Source organism: Anabaena sp. PCC 7108, from assembly GCF_000332135.1.
Lineage (GTDB): Bacteria > Cyanobacteriota > Cyanobacteriia > Cyanobacteriales > Nostocaceae > Anabaena.
This window is the reverse complement of record NZ_KB235896.1, coordinates 304906-328592: the sequence shown is the minus strand read 5'-3', so window position 1 is coordinate 328592 and position 23687 is coordinate 304906. Positions and strand designations below refer to the sequence as shown.

The window sequence follows — 23687 nt, the reverse complement described above, 5'->3', positions numbered from 1 at the left end:
TCCCTCCACTAAGGTTAGAACTCTATTGTCTGATGACTTTTATCTATCAGGCAATCGTATGTTCCGTCAGTTATAGGAGACATAATATCATAACTATCCTAATTGCTGTAGAGTATAAAACTTATGATAAAAAACTTAAGTTTTGGAGTATAAAATTAAGATAAAAAATTTAACTTGGTTTTTTAGAGGGGTGTATGATACTATCGCATAGGTTAGAAGTACTATTTTGATATGACTAAATTCTCAATGATAGGAAAAATACTCGCTATTGCCTATGGTTATCGAATAGTGATCGCTGATTGTACCTGGAACTGAATATTACTAATTTTCGGTACTTAACAAAATCCATTGTCCCGTTTGGTTTGGAGTTGTGACAAATTGATTTCGGTGTCTAGGGCATTCTTAAATTTAAGATGAATTAAATTTAAGTGGGAATGTCAATATACCAAAAGGCATACAAAAAACAACCTTGATTGAGTATCAAGTCTGAATACTAAAAACAGCTTAATTTTGATAGTGTTACTTACTAACCTATAAAATACTAGTGGCTTATGAATGTTCGTTTGAACGATTTGCAAAATCCTCTAGAGAGATTTTCAACATTAATAGAACTACTTATCTATAGAGCGCAGAATCAGCCACAGCAAAAGGCTTACACATTTCTGCAAGATGGCGAAAGGGAAGAAGTCAGCCTGACTTATCAAGAACTAGATCAAAAAGCCAGAGCAATCGCATCCCGTTTTCAGTCTCTAGGATCAGCTGGTGAACGTGCTTTGTTATTGTATCCACCTGGTCTAGAATTTATTACAGCCTTCTTGGGGTGTTTATATGCAGGGGTTGTCGCAGTTCCTGCATATCCACCCCGTCAGAATATGAACTTATTAAGATTGCAATCGATAGTCACAGATGCTCAAGCAACTGTGGTATTGACTACATCATCCTTGTTAGCAAACTTGGTAAATCAATGGGACCAAAATCCAGAATTGCCAACTATGCAATGGTTAAGTACTGATGACATCGACAGCAATCTCAGTTCACATTGGCAAGAACTGAAACTAGATCAGGATAGTCTAGCATTTCTCCAATACACTTCCGGCTCTACGGGAATACCGAAGGGAGTAATGGTAACGCATAGAAATTTGCTATCCAATCAGAGAGCGATTAAGATCGGCTTCGGACATACAGATAAAACAATTTTCGTCGGTTGGTTGCCCTTATTTCACGATATGGGATTGATTGGCAATGTCTTGCAGCCCCTGTATTTAGGGATACATTCCATTCTCATGTCACCAGTAGCTTTTCTGCAAAAGCCTTTGCGTTGGTTGCAAGCTATTTCTCGTTACCAAGCGACTACTAGTGGTGGACCCAATTTCGCTTATGATGTTTGCGTTCGCAAAATTACTCCTGAAGAACTGTCTAGTCTTGACTTGAGCAGTTGGGAAGTCGCTTTCAACGGAGCCGAACCAGTGCGGTCGGAAACGCTAGATCGCTTTGCAAAATATTTTGCCGAGTGTGGTTTTCGTAAAGAAGCATTGTATCCTTGTTACGGCATGGCTGAAACGACTTTATTCGTGTCCGGCGGTTTGAAAACATCTCCCCCCGTTCTGTACGAGCTAGAAGCAGCAGCCCTTGAAGAAAATCAGGTAGTAGCGGCTGAATCTGAAGCAGGAACTAGAACAATTGTCGGTTGTGGTCAAACCTGGTTAGATGAAAAAATCGCCATTGTTGATCCCGAATCTTTAACCTTATGTCCGACTAATCGTATAGGGGAGATTTGGGTATCGGGTTCTTCTGTGGCTGCTGGCTATTGGCAACGACCAGAACAAACCGCAGAAACTTTCCAAGCTTATCTGTCAGATACAGGTGAGGGTCCGTTTCTCCGCACAGGAGACTTGGGATTTTTGCAAGATGGCGAACTATTTGTCACAGGAAGACTCAAGGATGTTATTATCATCCGTGGACAAAATCATTACCCCCAGGATATTGAGTTAACGGTTCAAAACAGTCATCCAGCACTACGATTTGATGGGGGGGCAGCCTTTACAGTAGAGCAAAAAGGGCAACAGCGATTAGTTGTTGTGCAAGAAGTAGAACGAACATCTTTGAGGAGGTTGAATATTAAAGAGGTCATCGGAAATATCACCGAGGCAGTGATAGATCACCACGGCTTACAAGTATATGCCACAGTTTTGATTAAGCCTGGTAGTATTCCCAAGACATCTAGCGGGAAAATCCAGCGCCATGCTTGTCGGCGTGGGTTTGTAGATGGCAGTTTGAATGTGGTCGAAGATGGTAATGAAAGCCTTCAGCATCAAGTTAAACTTCAAAAGTTGGAAACTGATGTTAACTCGCTCTTAGAAAAAGTACAGGAAATTAATCCTGATTTGAAAAGAGTAAATATCAAGGAGGGTGCGAAAGCTAATGCACTTCAAAAATAGCTAATGCTATGAATGACAATCTATGCAAGGAGATTGTACTGGATAATAAATCAGGTAGAAAATCTGATTAATCAGTATACAGAAATGATTGCCAATGTTGAGCAAAATATGGCTGGAGAAGAAGATAAACTTGACGAATATCTTTGTAAAAATGGCTAACACAATATAAGATAAGGATCAAGAAACTAATACAGTTAGAGAATCAAAATCAGCCTATAATCCCTGCAAGTGAAAAACTGAAAAATCAGAAAATACGAGTTTGAATTCATTCGCAGTAAAATATACCAAAAATTGAGGTTTTTAACATGACTAAACTTTCTGAAGACAACAGAGTAAGTGAACAAAGCGATAAATTGACATCACAAGAAATTAGCAACTGGCTAGTTTCCTACATATCAGATTTGCTAGAAATTGAACCTGAAGAAATAGATTTACAAAATACTTTTGCCCGTTATGGTTTAGATTCATCATCCGCAGTAATGTTAACGGGAGATTTACAAGATTGGCTAGGAAAAGACATAGAACCAACAATCATGTATGATTATCCAACAATTGCGGACCTAGCGGAACATTTAGCTCAGGTCAACTAATAAGAGTATCTATTTTGGGATGTCACTAATCTTGAAGTGACAATAAAGGTCGAAATAATCAGCATTTTATTAGTAATATTTTCTGGAGAAAGTTATGTTAGCGACCCAGCCACAAGTACAACAGACAAAGCACCTAAAACTCATTTCAAAAACTTATCAGAATAACACGGACTCAGACTATACTGAGAAAATTAGAGACTTGGGAAATGAGTATGATTACAAAATTAACAGTAATTATTACTGGGGCGATCCCGAACTTTCAGTTCTATATGGTACTCCCCTCTACAATGTTGCTTCTAACTCACAAAAACTAGCACTAAACCATCTTTTTTGGGTAGCAAACTATAACTATATTGCTGCCAGCGAAGCAAATACAAGTATTTATAATAGTGTTACGAATGGTGTGTTTCGCAACCTTGGTACTTATGAAACACTTTGTCAGGAATTAGATTTTGAAACCGATCAGGAAAGCTACCACATTCGCACCTTTCAAAAAATTGGTTTCAAAACAAAAATGGCTATAGTCGGCAAAACCACCTTGGGCAATTCCGTTTATACCAAATCAGATAAAGATAATAATAATTGGTTTAAATCTTTAATCCCTGATTTTGTTCAGGAGTTTTTCATCTCTAGCAAGGGGAATTCCCGATTTTCTATATATCGAGATAATACCTTAAACGCGATCGCTAAGACAATGCTGAGAGATAAACAACAGTATTATTCTCAGTATTTGCGAGACTTGGAGGAGAAAGGCCAGCCAATTCCTGCACCAGCAGATGGTGTAGGAGGACTAATCGCACCCCGTTACTGGTTAAAGTTTTTCACTACTCACTGGGGTATGTCGCCGTTTATGGCGTGTCAGTATTATTCATTACGCTATATGGCTAATGCTGTCCTGAAGAACCAAGAGTATCCCTATGTTAAGTATTTCCGAGAATTAGAGCGAAAAGGCGAATATATACCAGCCCCAACAGCTGTTTCCTATTACCACTTAATGGACGAGGCTTTCCACACCACGATTTCCCAAACAATCGGCAAAGATATGTATAAGGATTTCCCAAAGCCAACTGCTTACGAGAAATTTGTATCTGGTCAGATAATTTACATGATGCAGCGCAACCTGTTAAATGGTCTTTCTGGAGTCTTTCCCAATCGCTGTGTTGCCGATGATCCGCTGTTCATGGTTTTTATCTACAAGCTCTTAAAATCCTCCCTATTTGAGATGGAAACAAAAGAAGCTCTCGATTGGATGGAAAAGTGTTTTTGTCAAGAACACGAAGGTTTCCATGTAGGACTCAAATATCATCAAAGTCTCTTGGAATCTTTGCAGAAATTCTTCGGTTGCCTAGATTACCAATGGAAGATAAACCGTGAAATGGGGATCATGGCTTCAGGAGGCTCGATTAGCAAAGCTCTCCAAAACAATGTCAAAACCTTTAAGCAGTTCTCCGAATCAATAATCGCCTCTACCTGAAAATTAGAGTTTCGGCTATTTGTTAAACAATATCCTTGACAAATATCCATCTAATAACCATCATCAACTACATATAGAAAGGAATGATAACTCATGATTACTAGCAATCAAACTTCACCAACATCTCCGGTAAATCCAGTTATCTCCCTCTTGGAGAAAAATTATAGTAATAATCTTGAATCTGATTACACTGAAAAAATAGAGGAATTAGATAAAAACTTTAACTATGATAGTAACAGCAGTGCTTACTGGAGTGAATCAGAACACTCACTGCTTTATGGCACACCACTCTATGAACAAGCTTCTCAATCTCAAAAATTTGCTCTCAATCATTTGCATTGGACTTTGTTTTATAAACTAACTGCTGATAGCGAAACTGAGCTAATTCATTACAACACAGTCACAGCAGATTGCCTGATGTCTGTAAGTAGTGATTATAAAATGCTTGTCGAATTGTTAGCTCATGAAACTGCCCAAGAACGCAAACATATTCATACTTTCTATCAGGTAAATTATCAAACTACAAAATCTTTACTAGGTAAGAAAGCTCTCATTAATTCTGGTTCAGATAAAGTATCTTTGAGCAGCCAGAAAAGTTATCAACTTTCTGATTATCTATCCTCTGCTGCCAATTTTATCACTATGATGATGCTCAAAAACAAAGAGCAATCTCATTCCGAAAATTTCGGAGAAGTAAAAGATGTCAATAAACCTGCATCATTTGCTAGCAATGGCTTTTTTAATGGGCTTTCGGGAAAATCAGCCCCATCCAGAAGACAGTTCTTTTCCGATAACTGGAGAAGTTATCCATTCCTAGCTGCCAATTTTTTTGCTGTGCGCTACATGGCTAATCTAGCTCTGAAAAATCATGAATTTGGCATTCATCAATATTACAGAAAATTGCAGAAAAATAATGAATTTATAGCCAGTCCAACAACTATATCTCACTATCATTTTTTAGATGAGGCTTTTCATACAACAACTTCCTTATTCCTGGGTAGAGACTTTTATAAAACTTTACCTAAGCCATCGACCTATGAAAAATTGATTGCAAATTTAGCTATCTTACAAGCACAGCATGAAAACCTCAATGCTATTTCTGGAATATCAAGCAATCGCTTCTTGAGTGATAGTAATGCGATAGTTTTTATTATGAAACTCTTGCAGAGTCCTGTATTTAATATGTCCAAAGAAGAGGCACTTCAGTGGATTGAAAAGTGCCTATGTCATGAGCATGAAGGATTCCATGTCAATCTGAAGGTACACAATCACCTATTATCAGATTTACGTAAGTTTGCAAATCAGCTAGATTATTTGTGGCCTGTAAATCGGAATATGAGTGTAATGGCCTCAGGCGCTTCCATTGGAAAAGCGATCAAAAATAATATCAAAGCCTTTAATCAGTTTTCTCTAGCACTTTAAAAAATGGAAAAAATAGCAATTATAGGAGTTGGTTGCCGATTTCCTAGTGCTGAAAATCTAACATCTTTTTGGGAACTTCTATCTAATAAAATAGATGCGATTAGGGAGATATCATCACGACCTTATGATTGGGACTCGTTGCACAAGCATTCCGTAGTCCCTAGCACTGGCAAATCAAAAAGCATAAAAGGCGGCTTTTTAGAACAAGTAGATTACTTTGATCCTAATTTTTTCCAAATTTCTCCCAGAGAAGCAGAACGTCTAGATCCTCAACAAAGGTTATTGTTGGAAGTTGCTTGGGAAAGTTTGGAAAATGCCGGCATAGTTCCATCAACACAACTTAGTGGTAGTCAAACAGGAGTTTTCTTAGGTGCTTCTAACTATGACTACGGAATAATTTTAGCGAAAGAAAATGCTCAAATTAATGCTTACAATGCAGTTGGCACCGGTTTGTGCATTATTGCTAATCGTTTATCCTATCTACTCAATCTACGTGGTCCAAGTTTAGTCATAGATACTGCTTGTTCTTCATCACTGGTAGCACTCCACTACGCTTGTCAAAGTTTGTTGAGTGGAGAGTCTAATCTGTGTCTGGCTGGGGGAGTTAACCTAATTTTGTCATCAGAAGCAACAATCTCCCTCTCTCATGCTCAAATGATGTCATCAGACGGTCGTTGCAAAACCTTTGATGCGTCAGCGGATGGTTACGTCCGAGCTGAGGGATGTGGAGTTGTAGTTCTCAAACGTCTGGCTGATGCACTGAGAGATGGAGACAATATTCAAGGAATTATTAGAGGTTCAGCCGTTAACCAAAATGGTCTGAGTAATGGACTCACAGCCCCCAACGGACCTTCTCAACAAGCAGTTATCCGCCAAGCTTTAGCCAGGGCTGAGGTGAAACCATCACAGATCAGCTATGTCGAGACTCAAGGTACGGGAACACCTTTGGGAGATAGCATTGAGGTGAACTCTCTCAAAGCAGTGCTGATGGAAGGTAGGGAAGTAAATCAACCTTGTTGGATTGGTTCAGTCAAGACAAATATTGGTCATTCGGAAGCTGCTTCTGGGATTGCTGGGTTGATCAAAGTAGTTTTATCGCTACAACATGGTGAGATTCCGGCTCATTTGCATCTTCAAGAGTTAAATCCTTACATTAAAATTAAAAACACTCCTATTCAAATTCCCACAGAACTACAGGAATGGCCAGCCCAAGAACAACCGAGATTGGCAGGGGTTAGTGCCTTTGGTTTTGGTGGTACGAATGCTCATGTAATTTTAGAAGAAGCGCCCCCTCAAGTTAAACATGAAAATTTGCGGGAGCGTTCAAGTCATTTATTAACTTTATCTGCCAAAACTGAACCAGCTTTGCAAGCATTGGTCAGTCGCTATCAAAGTCACCTTGAAGATCATCCAAAGCTAGAATTAGCAGATATTTGTTTTACGGCGAATACAGGGCGATCGCATTTTCAGCACCGTCTCGCAGTTGTAATTGACTCAAAAGAGCAATTAATCGCACAACTAGCCGCTTTTGCCACAGGAAACCATACTACTGGATTGTTCAGCAATCAAGCAAGTAAAAAGCAGATGAAAATCGCCTTCCTATTTACTGGAGAAGGCTGCCAGTACATCAACATGGGAAGGCAACTCTACGACACTCAGCCCATCTTCCGCCAAACGCTTGAGCAGTGTAATGAAATTCTACGCCCCTATCTGAAACATTCGCTGTTAGAGATACTATATCCTGACCAAGCCGGAGAACAAATTGCATCATCATTATTAGATCAAACCGCCTATACTCAATCAGCCTTATTTGCCTTTGAATATGCCCTGTATCAACTTTGGAAATCTTGGGGTATTCAAGCAAATGCAGTCATGGGACATAATGTCGGCGAATATGTTGCTGCAACTGTAGCAGGGGTTTTCAGCTTAGAAGATGGACTCAAACTCATTGCCCATCGAGGACAATTGATGCAGCAGTTACCATCTGGTAGCGAGATGGTGTCATCAGTGTTGGCAGAATTTTCAGCCATAGCCAATCAAGTCACCTACAATCAGCCGCAAATACCATTAATATCCAATGTTACTGGTAATCTGGCTGATGAAGAGATAGCAACAGCGCCATACTGGATGAATCATGTATCTAGTGCAGCGCAGTTTGCTAAAAGTATGCAGACATTGCATAAACTTGGGTATAAAGTATTCTTAGAAATTGGTTCAAAGCCCATTTTATTGGACATGGGGCGTGAATGCCAACCTGAGGGTATGTGGCTACCTTCTTTGCTTCCGGGAATGGAGGAATGGCAAGTCATGCTCTCTAGTTTAGGGCAGTTGTCTGTAGCCGGAGTCAAAGTAGATTGGTCAGGATTTGACCGTGATTATCAGCGGACAAAAGTTGCACTACCAACATATCCATTTCAAAGAGAGCGATATTGGATTGACACAGGTACTATCCAGCCTCAAAAGCAATATCTGCCCAAAAAGCTCGAAATAGAACAACAAGCTGCAAAACCATCAATTTCTACCCAAAATACCCAAATCTTACAACAGCTAGAAACGGCAGATAAAAGCGATCGCATAACTCTATTAATAACTTATCTTCAGGAGCAAATCGGCAGGATTTTAGGATTTAAAGGCTCTCAATTGCCCAACATAGAGCAAAATTTTTTTGAAATGGGCATGGACTCGCTAATGCTTACGGAATTGCGAAATCAGATGCAAACGGATTTGAATTTAGATATTCCTATTAATATTTTTATGGAAGGGTCAACTATTGTCACCCTATCAACTCAGATCAACCATCAACTAGTTCCGATAAATATTACTCAAACTGTGAAGCCAGAAAGTAATGATCAATTTCAGATGAACATCAAAAATAGTGATTGGATTGAGATAGAAATATGATAGTAGAATTTTTACAAGACCTTTCTTTGAAAGGAGTTAAATTAGGACTTAACGGCGAAAAATTGCGTATTGGTGGTTCCCAATCTGTCCTAACTGCTGATGTTATTGCACAACTACAACAGCACAAAACTGAAATTTTACAGGTACTTCATGATTCCCCAGATATTTTAAATGTTTATCCCCTCTCCTATGGTCAACAAGCCATGTGGTTTCTGTGGCAATTAGCACCAGAGAATGGATTTTACAATGTGGCATTTACCTGTCGTATCTGTTCCTATGTCAATGTTACGACTTTGCAAAAAACTTTCCAGACTCTCATAGAACGTCATCCGCAGTTGCGTAGCAGTTTTCCCAAACAAGGTAACAAGCCAGTTCAAAAGATCCATCAAACCGAATTACCAAACTTTCAGCAGATAAATGCTTCTACTTGGAGTGACCAGGAACTTCATCACCAGGTTTTTCAAGAATCCCAGCAACCCTTTGACCTGGAAAATGGTTCAGTAATGCGAGTGAGTTTATTTACTCGTTCTCAACAAGAACATATTTTATTACTAACAGTACATCATATTGCCATTGATGCTTGGTGTCTTCCATTGCTGATGGAAGAAATGATCATGACCTATCCTGCCCTAGAGTCAGGGGTTGAGCCACCTCTGACTCCTCTGAAAAACTCCTACATAGATTACGTGCGTTGGCAAAGAGAATTGTTAACAAGCACTCCAGGAGAAAAACTTTGGGAATACTGGCAAAAAAAATTGGCAGGAGATTTACCCATACTCAATTTACCAACAGACAGACCACGGCCACCTATACAAACTTATAACGGCGCTTCTCATCGATTCACACTATCTCCAAAGCTGACAGCACAAATCAAACAGCTGGCTCAAAAGGAAGGTGCGACTCAATCTATGGTGCTGCTGGCGGCATTTAAGATTCTCCTACATCGTTACACGGGACAGGAAGATATTTTAGTCGGTGTTCCCACTTCAGGTAGAACTAAATCTGAATTTATGCCACTAGTTGGCTACTTTGTTGATCCAGTTGTAATGCGGGTGAATTTCTCAGAAAGTCCCACCTTTCAGGAGTTTCTCACTCAAATTCGCTCCTGCGTATCAGAAGCATTGGTGCATCAAGATTTTCCTTTTGCTTTGCTGGTAGAACGATTACAATCAAAACGCGATCCCAGCCGTTCCCCTATATTTCAAGCTTTATTCAACTTTGTTTTGCAAAACTTACGGCAGTTTCCCCATAGCCAACAACTATTATTAGGTGGTGAAGTAGATCGAGAAGGATTTAAATTAAAACCTTATGAAATGTCCCAAATGGAGGGACAGTTTGATCTAGACTTGATGATGGCAGAAGGAAGTTCTGATCTAGTTGGGTTTTTTAGGTACAACACAGATTTATTTGATGAACAGACTATTGCCCAGATGGCAGGTCATTTCCAAAATATATTAGCAGCAATTATATCCAATCCACAGCAAAAAGTTAGTCAACTGCCGTTGTTATCTCAATCTGAACGAGAGCAGATATTAAGTGTATGTCATAACCCTGCTATCAAGGCTGAAAATAATAAATTTATTGATCATGAATGGGCAGATAATTCACAAATTTATGTATTAGATAATCATCAAGAATTGCTGCCTTTTGGTGTAGAAGGAGAGATTTATATTGGTGATATTGGTGATGCCCATTTAAATAAAAGTCATTTGCAGCAGCAAGAACAAACTGAAGTTATAGAACATCCCTCACTAGGAAGGTTACAGAGAACTAAAATATGGGGTCGTCTGCGTCGAGATGGATCTCTAGAAGTACTGGGATTAATACACAGGCAAATCTGGATTGGGGGACACCGGATCAATCTTCAAACAATAGAGCAGGAGTTACTATCAATTCCTGGTATAGAAGATTGCTATGTTCTCGCGCGGGAGGGGAAACTTGTTGCTTACTTAGTTGGCTCAAAATCCTTAGCAAATGAATCTCTCAATGCTCATTTACAGGCTAATTTGCCCGGTTATATGTTGCCAGTTGCATATCTGCAAGTATCGAATTTGCCATTGACAGCAACAGGGCAAATTGATGAGCAGGTTTTAACTTATTTAGAAGTAATTGATACTAAACTTCTAGAACAATGGCAGCAACAATTAAACAGCCATCCCGAAATTGAGCAAGCGGTAGTAATTGCCAGTTCACGTCATACGCCGTCACCTTCACCACTCCACTTAGCAAAACTACTACCACCAGGAATAAATAACACGGCAATTTCCTTACGGATTGCTGAAACCGCCTCTGTTGTTAGTTTTATCCCTACAGAAAAACCACAATTTAGCAAACCCGCAATTAGCGATGGTGGTGTGCTGAATATTCCAGAAGATGCTCCCAAAACTTTATCAGAAGCATTAATTCAAACAGCAACTCGATCCAAAAATCAAGGCATTACTTACATCTCTGCAAAAGGCGAAAAGGAATTTCAGACATACACTAGCCTATTAGAAGAGGCTAAATGCATTCTTAGCGGCTTGCGAAATCAAGGCTTGCAACCAGGACAGCGAGTTATTCTGCAAATTTCATCTTTGCGTGATTATTTTCCAACCTTATGGGGATGTATCCTCGGAGGAATTCAACCTGTTACCGTCGCTGTAGCCCCCACTTACACAGAGAAAAATGCAGTTATCAATAAACTATACAATACATGGGAATTACTCGAACACCCCTGTATTTTAGCGAGTAACATTCTTGTTGAAGCTCTAGAAAACTTGGGTTCATTACTACCGCTACCAGAATTAAAAATTTGTTCTGTAGCCGAGTTAAAAAATTACTCACCTACCTCGGAATTTTATCCTAGTCGCTCTGATGAAGTAGCTTTTTTACAGCTAACTTCTGGTAGCACAGGAGTTCCCAAGTGTATTCAAGAAACTCATCAAGGAATCATTGCTCATATCCATGCAGCTAAACAATTTAATGGCTATGCAACTGAAGATATTAGCCTGAATTGGTTGCCCGTTGACCATGTTGTCCCTATATTAACGTGCCATTTCAAAGATACATATTTGGGTTGTCAACAAGTTGAAGTGGAAACAGCAGTTATCTTAGCTAACCCCTTGAAATGGTTAGATTTGATGGAGGAATACCGAGTTTCTCACAGTTGGTCTCCAAACTTTGGATTTAAGTTAATTAGTGAAGCACTGGCAAAAACTCCTGGGAACAATTGGGATCTCTCTTCAGTTAAATTCTTGATGAATGCAGGAGAACAGGTAACTCCTAAAGTTGTCCGAGAATTTTTGAATTCAGTTGCACCTTTTGGTATTTCTTCTCAAGTTATGCAACCAGCTTTTGGTATGGCTGAAGTCTGTACTTGCATGACTTATCAAAATCAGTTTAACGAGCAAACTGATATTTATCGGATTAAAAAATCTTCTGTTGGCGCTCAGTTAGAGCAAACAACCGATTATAGCGTAGATGTGATTGAATTTACTGACCTTGGTTGCCCAGTTCCAGGAGTGCAAATTCGCATCACTGATGATAAAAATTCCCTTTTGCCAGAAGGTGTAATCGGGCGTTTTCAGATTAAGGGAAAAGTCGTCACCCCAGGTTATTTAAATAATCCACAAGCTAATGCAGAAGCTTTTGTTGGAGATGGTTGGTTTAATTCAGGAGACTTAGGCTTTATTCTGAATGGTCATTTGGTTTTGACCGGAAGAGAGAAGGAATTAATTATCATCAATGGAGCTAATTATTACTGCTATGAAGTCGAAGATATTGTTAATAGCATTGCAGGTGTAGTTCCCACTTATGCAGGGGCTTGTGCATTCTCCAATCAACAAACAGGAACTGAAGGATTAGCAATCTTCTTTTCACCTGAAAAAACAGACTCTCAACTTTACTTGTCAGTTATTCAAGATATCAGAAAAGAAGTTGCCTCTCAGTTAGGAATTACTCCTACCTATCTGATTCCTATAGAACGTCAGGAATTTCCTAAGACCACAAGTGGCAAAATTCAGCGTTCTCTACTTAAACAGAAACTAGAATCTGGTGATTTTAGTTCCTTAATTCAAGACATCGATATTCTTTTAGGCAAAAATACAATTCCTGATTGGTTCTATCAGAAAGTTTGGTGTCAGAAGCAGGCGCGAATTAATCCTATTTCTACTGTCAGACAAGCAGTGATAGTCTTTGTTGATGATTTAGGATTAGGACAATCACTTTGTCAAAGACTGGAAGCTCAAAATTATCCTTGTATCAAAGTTGAGGCGGGAAATAACTTTGCTCAAATTAGCAGTGAACATTATGTGGTAAATCCTGCTAATGAAGAAGATTATCACTGGTTAATAAAATCATTAATCACTAACAATTATGCCATTGGTCATATTTTCCATCTCTGGAATTATGAAACGTATAATGATGATATTTCTGACCTAGAAACTCTTGAGGTTAGTCAACAAAAAGGACTCTATAGCTTACTGTTTTTAGTGAAAGCAATAGATAAGTTGCATGAAACAAAAGATAATATACAGTTGTTGTTTGTAGCTAGTTACAGTCAATCTATTTTACCAAGTGACGCGTTCAGCGAAGGTGAGGCTGAGTCCTGCGGACACGCTACGCGAACGCCCATCGCATATCAAAAAGCAACAGTTTTGGGCTTCCTCAAAACCATCCCCCAGGAAATACCTTGGTTGGAATGTCGCCATATTGATCTACCCATTGCTGCGATTGAAATTAATAGAAGTTATCTGTTGTCAGAATTTTCTGTTTTGACTCCAGAATCGGAAGTAGCTTACAGAGATGGACAACGCTTAGTTCCTCGTTTGCAAAAGACAGATTTTGCCGAACAAGAACAGCAACAACTTCCTTTCAAAACCAGTGGAGTCTATTTAATCACTGGTGGACTGGGAGGTATTGGCATTAAAATTGCTAGGTATTTATTAGAGCATTATCAAGCTCGTTTATTGTTAATTGGTCGGACACCTTTACCAGATGAAAGCACTTGGGAGAATTATCAAGAAGGTGAAGATGCTTTAACCGCGAAAATACAAGCATATCAACAGTTAAGACAACTTCCAGGTTCTGTTCTCTACCAAGCTGTTGATATTTGTAATCTGGATGACATGAAACAGACCATTAATTTGGTATCATCCCAGTGGGAAACTCAAATTGATGGAGTAATTCATTTAGCGGGAGTTCTCCAGGAACAATTAATAACATCTGCAACCCAAGCAAGCTTAACAGCTAAATTGCAACAGAAGGTAATGGGAACTTGGGTAATCCATCACCTGCTACAACATCAGAATCCTGGTTTCTTCATTCACTTTTCCTCAGTCAATAGTTTCTTTGGGGGTACAGGTGTGGGTGCTTATGCAGCGGCTAATAGTTTCCAAGAAGCTTTTAGCACGTACCAAAGGCAACATACTTCCTGGCAAAGCTATTGCTTGAGTTGGAGTATGTGGGATGAAACCGGTATGAGTCGCGGCTATCCCATGAAAGAATTAAGTAGAGCTAAAGGATTTTGTGCTATTTCGCCCTCTCAAGGAATAGATTCCTTGTTAGTAGCGTTAGCACATCGCTCTAACCATCTTTTAGTAGGATTGGATGCTGGGAAGTCACATATTCAGCGCTTCACTTTAGATTGCCAGAATTTACAACAATTAACTGCCTTATTCACAGCCAAAACTAGCGAATTATCCATTGAGCAATTGTATCAGCCTAACCTAGCCGATTGCTTCGGTACTCTAACTCACTGCCATTTTGTCCAACTGGATGAAATACCTTTGACAGATTCAGGGGAAGTTGATATAAAACAGTTAACTCACACCTACACAGGATTGAAAGTTACTGAACAAACAGAACCTCGCAATCCAGTTGAACGTCAGTTAGCTGAAATCTTTCAAAAAGTTCTGGGGCTGGAAAAAGTAGGCATCCATGATAACTTCTTTTCGCTGGGTGGTCATTCGGTACTGGCAGCGCAAATTGTATCTCAGATACAGGAGACTTTTGGTTGTGATCTAGCGTTGTGGGTTCTGTTCCAGTCTTCCACCATTGCCGAATTAGCCCAAGTTATTGAAAAGCCCGATCTATCATCAGGAGGACTGGGACATGGTAATAGGGATATTGAAGATGCGTTCACCTCTAATCCCTGTCTAGTTTCCATCAAACCAAATGGCAGCAAGCGGCCTTTTTTCTGGATTCACCCGATGGCTAGTTTCGTCTTTCCCTATTACCCTGTAGCCTATCAACTTGGTTCTGATCACCCTATCTATGGAATACAATCACCGGGATTGACGGGGGAAAAACGGCCTTTAAAGCGAGTTGAAGACATGGCTGATTATTATATTCAAGCCATCCGTTCAGTTCAACCTCAAGGTCCTTACCTACTGTCAGGCTGGTCACTAGGAGCCTACATTGTTTATGAAATGGCTGTTCGTCTTAAACAAGCAAATCAGGACGTGGACTTATTAGTCCTAGTTGATATTCCCCCTGATTTGAAAACTGGCTACAAAGCCAAGGATCTCTGGAGAATAGCTGGTTTCTTAGTAAGTGTGCCAGAAATGCTGCCTTGGGTCTACGATTACCTTGCCCTAATCAGGGTAACAGAACCATCATCTTCTCAACCGTCCAAAGGTGATGATCAAACTAAAGGTATAATTAACCAGATGTTGTCATTTTTTGGACATCGTTCTGAAATTCCTCAAGTTGCCACTAAAAATCCCCAGACCATGACAAAATGTGAGCAACTTCGTGTCACACTTCGTCTAGTCCAGATGCTGGTGGCTAATGCTGAAGCTTTGTATCGGTATAAAGCACAGTCTTATGATGGCAAAGTTATCCTGCTAAAAACAAGTGATGTAGAGCTTGATCAAGATGAAACTTGGGGTTGGCGTGATTTGGTAAAAGGTGGTGTCGATGTCCATACTGTACCCGGCAATCATCTGAACTTACTACGACATCCCCATGCGTCTGCGATCGCAGAAATACTGAGACAGTACCTTGATTGTATCCCCGATACAACCTCTGGTTAAATCTGTGTATAATTAACTAGCTTGGTGCTAGTTTATACTCAAATTTCATCTAAATTGTAAATTGATAAAATGGAGACATCAATATGACCACATTTTTGAAGTTACGTAAAGGCTTTAGTTTTGATGAAGCCATTCTGATGACAACTTTTTCTAAGTATGCCTACGATGTTTTCGTGCATGATGATGGTAGTATTGACGATTCAGAGCTAAAAATACTTTACCAGGCGCTCTATAAAAATCAGGGATGGGATTTAGTTCACACCGTCCGCAATGACGACACGAATATTCGCGCACTAATTATCAAAAATCCTCACTCGCATCAGTATGTAATTTCCTTCCGAGGCACAGCAATAGCTAGTGGCGGTGCGGTTAATCTGACTGATTCAGCTACTGATGTAGATTGGCTTCTCATTCCTTACGGTGCGTTGTCCAGCCAAAGGGCAAAAGTCGTAAAAGGATTTCAGCTGGCCTTTGAGTCGGTATCTGATGAAATTCAATGCTTCTTTCGGACAGTACAGGGCAAGTTACAATCGACAGATTTACGGTATCTGCATAATTTGCCACCGATGCGAAAATTTGCCTGCATCACAGCTATGATAGATGCGGGAACAATTCTGCTAGGACCAGAGTTTGAGAAACAAGCTCAAGAGTTAATTACCAAAGTCCTTGAAGACGGTGAAGTGGATAACGATGAAGAACTAGAGAAAATTTTTCAATTTGTCGAAGAGCAGGTATTACCCAAGCAAACACCCTCAACAGAACCAATAGAGGTATGGTCAACAGGACACAGTTTGGGTGGATCTCTGTGTCAACTAGCGGCACTGTCTCTGCGACGCTGGTTCGGTACTGTTGAAAATGGAGGACTTTTGCTGAAAGTTTATGCGATCGCTGGATGTAAAATTGGTAATCAAGCATTTGTAGATTTCTACAACCAGCAAATAGGAGCAGAACTTAGCTATCGCATCGAAAATACATTGGATGTAATTCCAACTATCCCCCTAAATCCTCCCCTGCCGATCTCAGCGATCGCACCGCAAGGAATACAGATTGGGAATTTTTTCATTGGTGAATATGCTAACGGTGGCGAAGCTATTACAGTCACGGGACTTGGTGGTCAACCATCGTCTCTATCCTTTGGTGGTCTTTTTGATATCCCATTTACTGTTCCCTTCCCACACAGCCCTGACACTTATATTCAATTATTGAAAGAGCAGGAACAATTTTGGTATCAGTTGTCTCGCCCTGTTAAGGATACTTTACGTCCTTTCTTGATCGAACTGCTGGATGAAGACCAAAAAAAAGATGTTAATGCCAACTAACATACTAGCAGCATTAATCAGTGATTTAGCTGTTACCCAGTAACACATAAGTACTGATGATTAAAAAGAGGAATTGGAACAAAAAATTTGCTCTAATTCCTCCCATATTGTGGGAATTATTCTAGTCTCCATCAGCACACTATGCCACTACCGAATCTGTATACTTTTATGGTGGACACAGATATAGCAGGTGACAGTAGGAAAAGTCTTTTGGTGTCTAGGTTTTATCATCAGTTGGTGTCCTAACCACCCTGTCTGTTGCTATATCTAAAACCCACATTCCGCACCCTGGGGTGTCACATAGTATTATCACTTAATTCTCTCTTGATTTTTGGATATAAATTATGCCTTATCGACATCATGTATCCGTTAATTCATTGAGATGTGGTATACAATACATCCTCATATCATCACAAAAAAGAGTAAAAACCGATTGTGACAGTTGAGGGTGCGGAAGATAGGCTAAAACCCTGGCATTTTCCCTATAAATAACAGTATAAATTTGAGGACTAAGTAGGTGGGCGTTAAAAATTGTCGTTGGGGTAAGGCAGGGAGCAGGGGGCTTTCTAGCAGGGGGAAAGAGGGTTTCAGCCCTATTTACTTTTCTTCACATACCTTTAAATTTTTCTGTTTACCTACTTAATCAACCAACTCTTAATTTTTCAATTTGTGTAACACCTAGATTCAATTTCTATACTTATTCAGCAAACCCTAGTTCATGAGAATTATGTCAAGTAATTTGATTTCCAACCAATCCGTATTAGCATTTGATGGACAGGATGATTACCTAGTTATTCCTAACCAAGATGCTATTAACTTTGATCAAAATCAAAATTTCTGCATCGAACTCTGGTTAAAAGTTGGCACAATTGAACCAGGGTCTAATACGATTTTTGATATCAATATTATTGAAAAATGGCAAGGAAGTGCTTTCCCCTATTCTATCCGTTATAGTTCTACCAAGGGAACAGTCTATGGATCTCGCTATGATGGCAAAAATCCCTCGCTTTCCTCAAAAATAGTAGTTAATGACCAAAAATTTCATCATGTAGCTTTTGTTAAGCAAGATTCCCAATTGTTCTTGTATATTGATGGGATTGAACAAAGTCAAACCCAAGATACAACAATTCAATCTACGCAAAATGCTTCTCCTCTATACGTAGCAGCGGGTACTTCTATCAGTAAAGGAGGAGGAACTCGACGTTTTTTTGCAGGTCAAATTGCTGATATTCGCCTGTGGAATATTGCTCGCACTCCAGAAGAAATTCAGCAAAACATGAACTCCCGTATGCTGGGAAATGAGCCAGGATTAGTAGGTTATTATCCCTTGAATGGGGATGCTAATGACAAAACTAGCAATGCTAATCACGGCACAATTAATGGTGCTATTTGGCAACAAGAGGAACTGCCTTTAACATTAGAATCAGTAATTATATTGACACCTAGTCTAACAACAAATATGCCTAACCAAGTATCAGTATTGCAATTTGATGGACAGGATGATTGCGTTAATTTGGGCAAAAAATCTGCCTTTAAAATTGAGAAAGATATCACCATTGAAGCCTGGATTTATGCTGAAGTTCAAAAAGAATATGCTGGTATTCTTTCTAATATCTTTGATACCGGATTAACAGAAAGTGGTTATGGTTTACTTCTCGATGGCAAAAGCGGTATTTATTTAGGATTGGAACCGAGCAGTCAATCTCAGCAACATATGCCCTATCTAAGTAGCGGGGTTAATACATTGAATTTGAATCAGTGGCATCATGTCGCTGGCATCTATAACGGTGAACAGATGAAGGTGTATATTGATGGCGTGGAAAAAGCAACCCTGGCTGTTTCTTCACCAGCTATTAAGTACGAGCCGGAAAATGACTTGTTAATCGGAATGTTCAAAGATGATAACGAGTGCTACGCCTTCAAGGGAAAAATAGCCGAAATTCGCCTCTGGAATCGTATCCGTTCAGCCGAAGAAATCAAAGCTGATATGAACCGCTATCTCGTTGGTAATGAAGCGGGATTAGTTGGTTATTGGTCTTTAAATGAAGGTTCTGGAAATATAGTGACTGACAAGACAAGTCAGGGTAATAACGGCACAATTAATGGTGCTATTTGGCAACAAGAGGAACTCCCCTTGAGTCCAACAGCCCCTAACAGTGTGGAAGCAAATAAAGGCGTTTTATCCTTTGACGGCAAAGGAGATTATGTTGAAGTCGCTAATTGTCCGAATCCAACCGAGTCCATGACAATTTCCTGTTGGGCTAAGAGTAACACCCCAACTTGGAACGAACATGGATTTTTAGTCAGTAAACGAGATGCTTTCATACTTCATCCCAATGCCGGGGGTAAATCAATCCATTTCTATATTGCATCTAATGGTTGGCGAGCAACAGCAGTTGACCCCAAAATAGATATCACCCAATGGCATCATTATGCAGGAACCTTTGATGGCAAGAGTATCCGTTTGTATATTGATGGAGAGGAAGTTGCTAGAACTGACTATGTAGGAACAATTCAACAAGATAACGGACCGATGTTTATCGGTTGGGATGACGGAATCAATGGTAGGTATTTTAATGGACAAATAACGGAAGTTAGTCTCTGGAATTATGCCCGACGGGAACAAGAGATCAAAGGGGATATGTACCAGCGATTAAAGGGCAATGAAACCGGATTAGTGGGATATTGGTCTTTAAATGAAGGTTCAGGCAGTATCGCCCCTGATAAAACAAGTTCCGGTAAAAACGGCACGATTAACGGTGCTACTTGGCAACAAGAAGAACTTCCTCTAAAAATTGAAAAGACCGATACAATCCAATCTGTGCTGACCTTTGATGGTAAGGATGATTATGTAGAAGTTCCTTACACTCAATCCCTTAATCCTAATGTATTTACTGTTTCTGCTTGGGTAAAAGTTGTCGGAAGTCAAGGAACTTGGCGTTCTGTGATTACATCCCGTGATGCGAGTCCCTTATCAAAAGGTTATATTATCTACGCAGGAGATAATAATAAGTGGCAAGCTTGGGTTGGGAACAATACACAGGCTTGGGAAGTTGTTGCTGGTTCAGACGTAATTCTTAATACTTGGACTCATGTAACAAGTACCTTTGATGGCAAACAACTGAAACTTTATGTCAATGGAACAGAAGTTGGCAGCAAAAATGTAGTTTACACACTAAATACTCGATGCCCTCTGCGAATTGGTGCTGGTTCCACCGAAGTAAAACCTCAATATTTCTATCCTGGTCAAATTGCAGAAGTTGGTGTGTGGAATAAAGCCCTTACACAGACAGAAATTCAGGCGAATATGAATCAACGTCTGACAGGAAAAGAGGAAGGTTTAGTTGCTTATTTCCCCTTAAATGAAGGATCAAGTGCGATCGCCTATGACAAAACCAGCAATGCCAATCACGGCAAGATTAACGGTGCTACTTGGCAGCAAGAAGAACTGCCTATAAAAATTGAAAAGACGGATACAGTCCAATCTGTGCTGACTTTTGATGGTAAGGATGATTACATTAAATTGCCTGACGGAATTTTAACAGCTTCCTATACTAAAGAAGCCTGGATAAAACTTGCTGAACCGCCCGCACAATTTAACAATATTATTTCTGGAATCCACCACGCATTGTTTGTACCCAGTGGAGTCTCCGCCGGACATAATGGGCAATTTTTGACGGTAAATGCTCCCCAACCCTGTCCGAAAAATACCTGGCTTCATGTAGCTGTCGCCTATGATAGCCAAACGCGGATAATGTGTTTGTATCAGAACGGTCAGTTAGTCAGCCAGGCAAGTAATGTTGCTCCCTTCGATCCCTCTGATCGCACTCTCAACATAGGTGTTCATCAGGGTAACTCCTTCTTTAAGGGGGAAATTGCGGAAGCACGTATTTGGAATTTTGCGAGAGCGCAAGGGATGATTCAAGAAACGATGTCTTATCGTCTGACAGGTAAAGAAACGGGCTTGGTGGCTTATTTTCCTCTGAATGACGGTTCGGGTAATGTCGCTACTGACAAAACTAGCAATGCTAATCATGGCACAATTAATGGTGCTACTTGGCAACAAGAAGAACTGCCAATTAAAGATGTAACATCTAGTGAAAATGAGAGTAATGTAATTACAGGTGGTAATACTCCAACTAAATATGGAATTGCAGATTCAGCCTCCAATTTTTACTTAGTAGATACAAACAATCCTATAAATGGCAATGGTGAATTAACTAAGTGGGAAATTTGGGCAGAAAACACCTTACCTGCACAATTGATTATATATAGGAAAGAGGCAGATATCTGGTTGGTTGTCGGTCAAAGTGAACTGAAAACTCCTGTTGTGGGACTAAACCAATTTTCACTTTCTGAACCTATTAAAGTCAACAAAGGTGACTTTGTGGGTATATACCATCCAAAAGCAGGATGTGTCAGTTTCTTTAAAGAAGAGAGCGCAGCATGGGCTATCGGTAACTTAAGTGGAACATTTCTATTTACAGGATCAGGTAGTAACTCTACAGCATTTGCAAATTCAGGTAATCGCATTTACTCATTAAGAGTTACAGGAAATCTTGAAGTAGCAACTGAGCCACAAGTATCTAAGTTTGTCAAAGTCGGTACCAAAGGTGGTTCAATATCAGGGACAGATTTTGAATTGTTACCTCAAGATACAGCCCCAAAATCACGATTGAAAAGTATTCTTATGGATGCGGCTTGGGCAATTGGTACACTTCAAATAGAATACGAAAATATTGACTCTATCCCTGCGGAAACTTATCGTTCAGCTATAGTTGGAAGTGGTGGCAGTAACGTAGAAGTCTCTATACAACCAGGAGATTATCTTACTAAAATAAGTGGAACTTGGGGACGGCAAGCACCAGGATACCCGAAAGAAGAAATTATCACCCTCCAATTTGAAACCAAAAAAGGCATTAAATCTCAAATTTTTGGCGGTGGCAGCGGAAATACAGAGGTCGAATCTTTCGTTTTAGAAGCTCCTGAAGGGCAAGAAATTATTGGTTTCTTTGGTTCTCATGGCGGTCGCCAGAATTTGTTAGTGCGCTTGGGAATTTATTGCCGACCGATATCTATCCCGGAAAATCAACAACCAACTGAACCAGTACAACCGACAGAATCCGCAGTTATCCCGGAAAATCAGCAACCAACTGAACCAGTACAACCGACAGAATCCGCAGTTGTTCCTAAAAATCGGCAACCCAGTCAAGCATCGTTGAAGTTGCGTAAAGGCTTCAGTTTTGATGAAGCCATCCTGATGGCAAACTTTTCTAAGTATGCATACGATGTTTTCCAGGATGAAGATGGCAGTGTTGATGATGTAGCTCTCAAGAAACTTTACAAGGCTCTTGATAAAAATCAGGAATGGGAATTAGTTCATATCTTCCGTAATGACAGCACGAATCTTCGGGGACTAATTCTCAAAAATACTCAATCAGAAGTTGCTCATCAGTACGCAATTTCTTTACGAGGTACAGCAGGTATTAGTGATGGTGCTGTTGAGATGAATAACATAGTTTCTGACGTAGATTGGGAACTGATTAATTACGGTGCTTTCTCTGTCCAACGGGCAAAAGTAGTGCAAGGACTTCATCTGGCTTTTGAGTCGGTGGCTGATGAAATTCAATACTTCTTCAAGACTCTGCGAGGTGAGCTAAAACTTTCAGATTTCCGGCGGCTCCGTCAGTTACCTCCCTTACGGAAATTTCCCTGCATTATGGCTTTGTGCGATGCGGGAGCAATCCTACTGGGAGCAGAGTTTGAAAAACAAGCTCAAGATTTAGTTAAAAAAGTCGTTGCTGATGAAGAACTGGAGAAAATTTTACAATTTCTTGAGGAGCAGCTTTTATCTCAGCTATCACCATTAATTGAACCTATAGAGGTATGGGTAACTGGTTTCAGTTTGGGTGCTGCCCTGAGCCAACTCGCTGGTTTATCACTACGACGTTGGTTTGGTTCAGCTTCAGCTGGAGGATTGCTGATCAAAGTTTATGCGATCGCCGCACCTAAAATTGGTAATCAACAATTTGTAGATTTCTACAACCAGCAAATAGGAGCAGAACTTAGTTATCGCATTGAAAATGTTTTAGATATAGTTCCCACATATCCTTATGATCCTCCATTCCCGATCTCTGCGATCGCTCCTGAAGGACTACAACTAGGGGATATTTTCTTTGGTAAGTATGCTAACGGCGGCGAACCTATTACAGTTGTAGGATTCGGTGATGGTTTAAGCACATCTGTATCCTTTGGCGGGCTTTTTTCTATGCCATTTAATGTTCCCTTCCCACACAGTACAGACACTTATATTAAATTATTGGAGGAGCAGAAACAATTTTGGTATCACTTGGTTAATCCCGTAAAGGATTTTTTAAGTCCTTTTCTGCTAGAACTGCTACGTGAAAAACAGAGAAAATATATCAATTAAATCACAATCCAAAAAGCAGCAACTTAAATGGTAGTGAACATACCAGAAACCTTAATAGTGATGAAAATATAACTATCATCATCAAGTAAAAAAGACTGGG

At 39.9% G+C, this 23687-nt stretch carries 9 protein-coding genes; all 9 read left to right on the top strand.

Annotation, left to right across the window (positions count from 1 at the left end):
- The first annotated feature begins 551 nt into the window (after positions 1–551).
- Positions 552–2438 (top strand): fatty acyl-AMP ligase, encoded by a 1887-nt coding sequence (locus tag ANA7108_RS0102095; RefSeq protein ID WP_016949104.1) that lies wholly within the window; start codon positions 552–554, stop codon positions 2436–2438.
- A 12-nt stretch (positions 2439–2450) separates the two neighbouring features.
- Positions 2451–2597 (top strand): hypothetical protein, encoded by a 147-nt coding sequence (locus ANA7108_RS30045; protein ID WP_016949103.1) that lies wholly within the window; start codon positions 2451–2453, stop codon positions 2595–2597.
- A 146-nt stretch (positions 2598–2743) separates the two neighbouring features.
- Entirely contained in the window at positions 2744–3028 is a 285-nt protein-coding gene (locus tag ANA7108_RS0102085; RefSeq protein WP_016949102.1) for an acyl carrier protein, read from the top strand.
- Between the two features lie 94 nt (positions 3029–3122).
- Positions 3123–4502 carry a hypothetical protein gene (locus ANA7108_RS0102080; protein ID WP_016949101.1) on the top strand — a complete coding sequence of 460 codons (1380 nt, stop codon included), beginning with the start codon at positions 3123–3125 and terminating at the stop codon, positions 4500–4502.
- 93 nt (positions 4503–4595) lie between these two features.
- The gene (locus ANA7108_RS0102075; protein ID WP_016949100.1) at positions 4596–5924 is read left to right on the top strand and encodes a hypothetical protein; all 1329 of its coding nucleotides are present in this window, start codon (positions 4596–4598) and stop codon (positions 5922–5924) included.
- Between the two features lie 3 nt (positions 5925–5927).
- Positions 5928–8825 (top strand): type I polyketide synthase, encoded by a 2898-nt coding sequence (locus ANA7108_RS0102070; RefSeq protein WP_016949099.1) that lies wholly within the window; start codon positions 5928–5930, stop codon positions 8823–8825.
- Entirely contained in the window at positions 8822–15838 is a 7017-nt protein-coding gene (locus ANA7108_RS28090; RefSeq protein ID WP_016949098.1) for an SDR family NAD(P)-dependent oxidoreductase, read from the top strand. The genes ANA7108_RS0102070 and ANA7108_RS28090 overlap by 4 nt, the downstream gene beginning before the upstream one ends.
- A gap of 83 nt (positions 15839–15921) precedes the next feature.
- Complete coding sequence (locus tag ANA7108_RS0102060) at positions 15922–17157, top strand: hypothetical protein (protein ID WP_016949097.1); 1236 nt, start codon at positions 15922–15924, stop codon at positions 17155–17157.
- Between the two features lie 727 nt (positions 17158–17884).
- Positions 17885–23587: a LamG-like jellyroll fold domain-containing protein gene (locus ANA7108_RS30665; protein ID WP_016949096.1), complete on the top strand. Its 5703-nt coding sequence runs from the start codon at positions 17885–17887 to the stop codon at positions 23585–23587.
- The last annotated feature ends 100 nt before the right edge of the window (positions 23588–23687 follow it).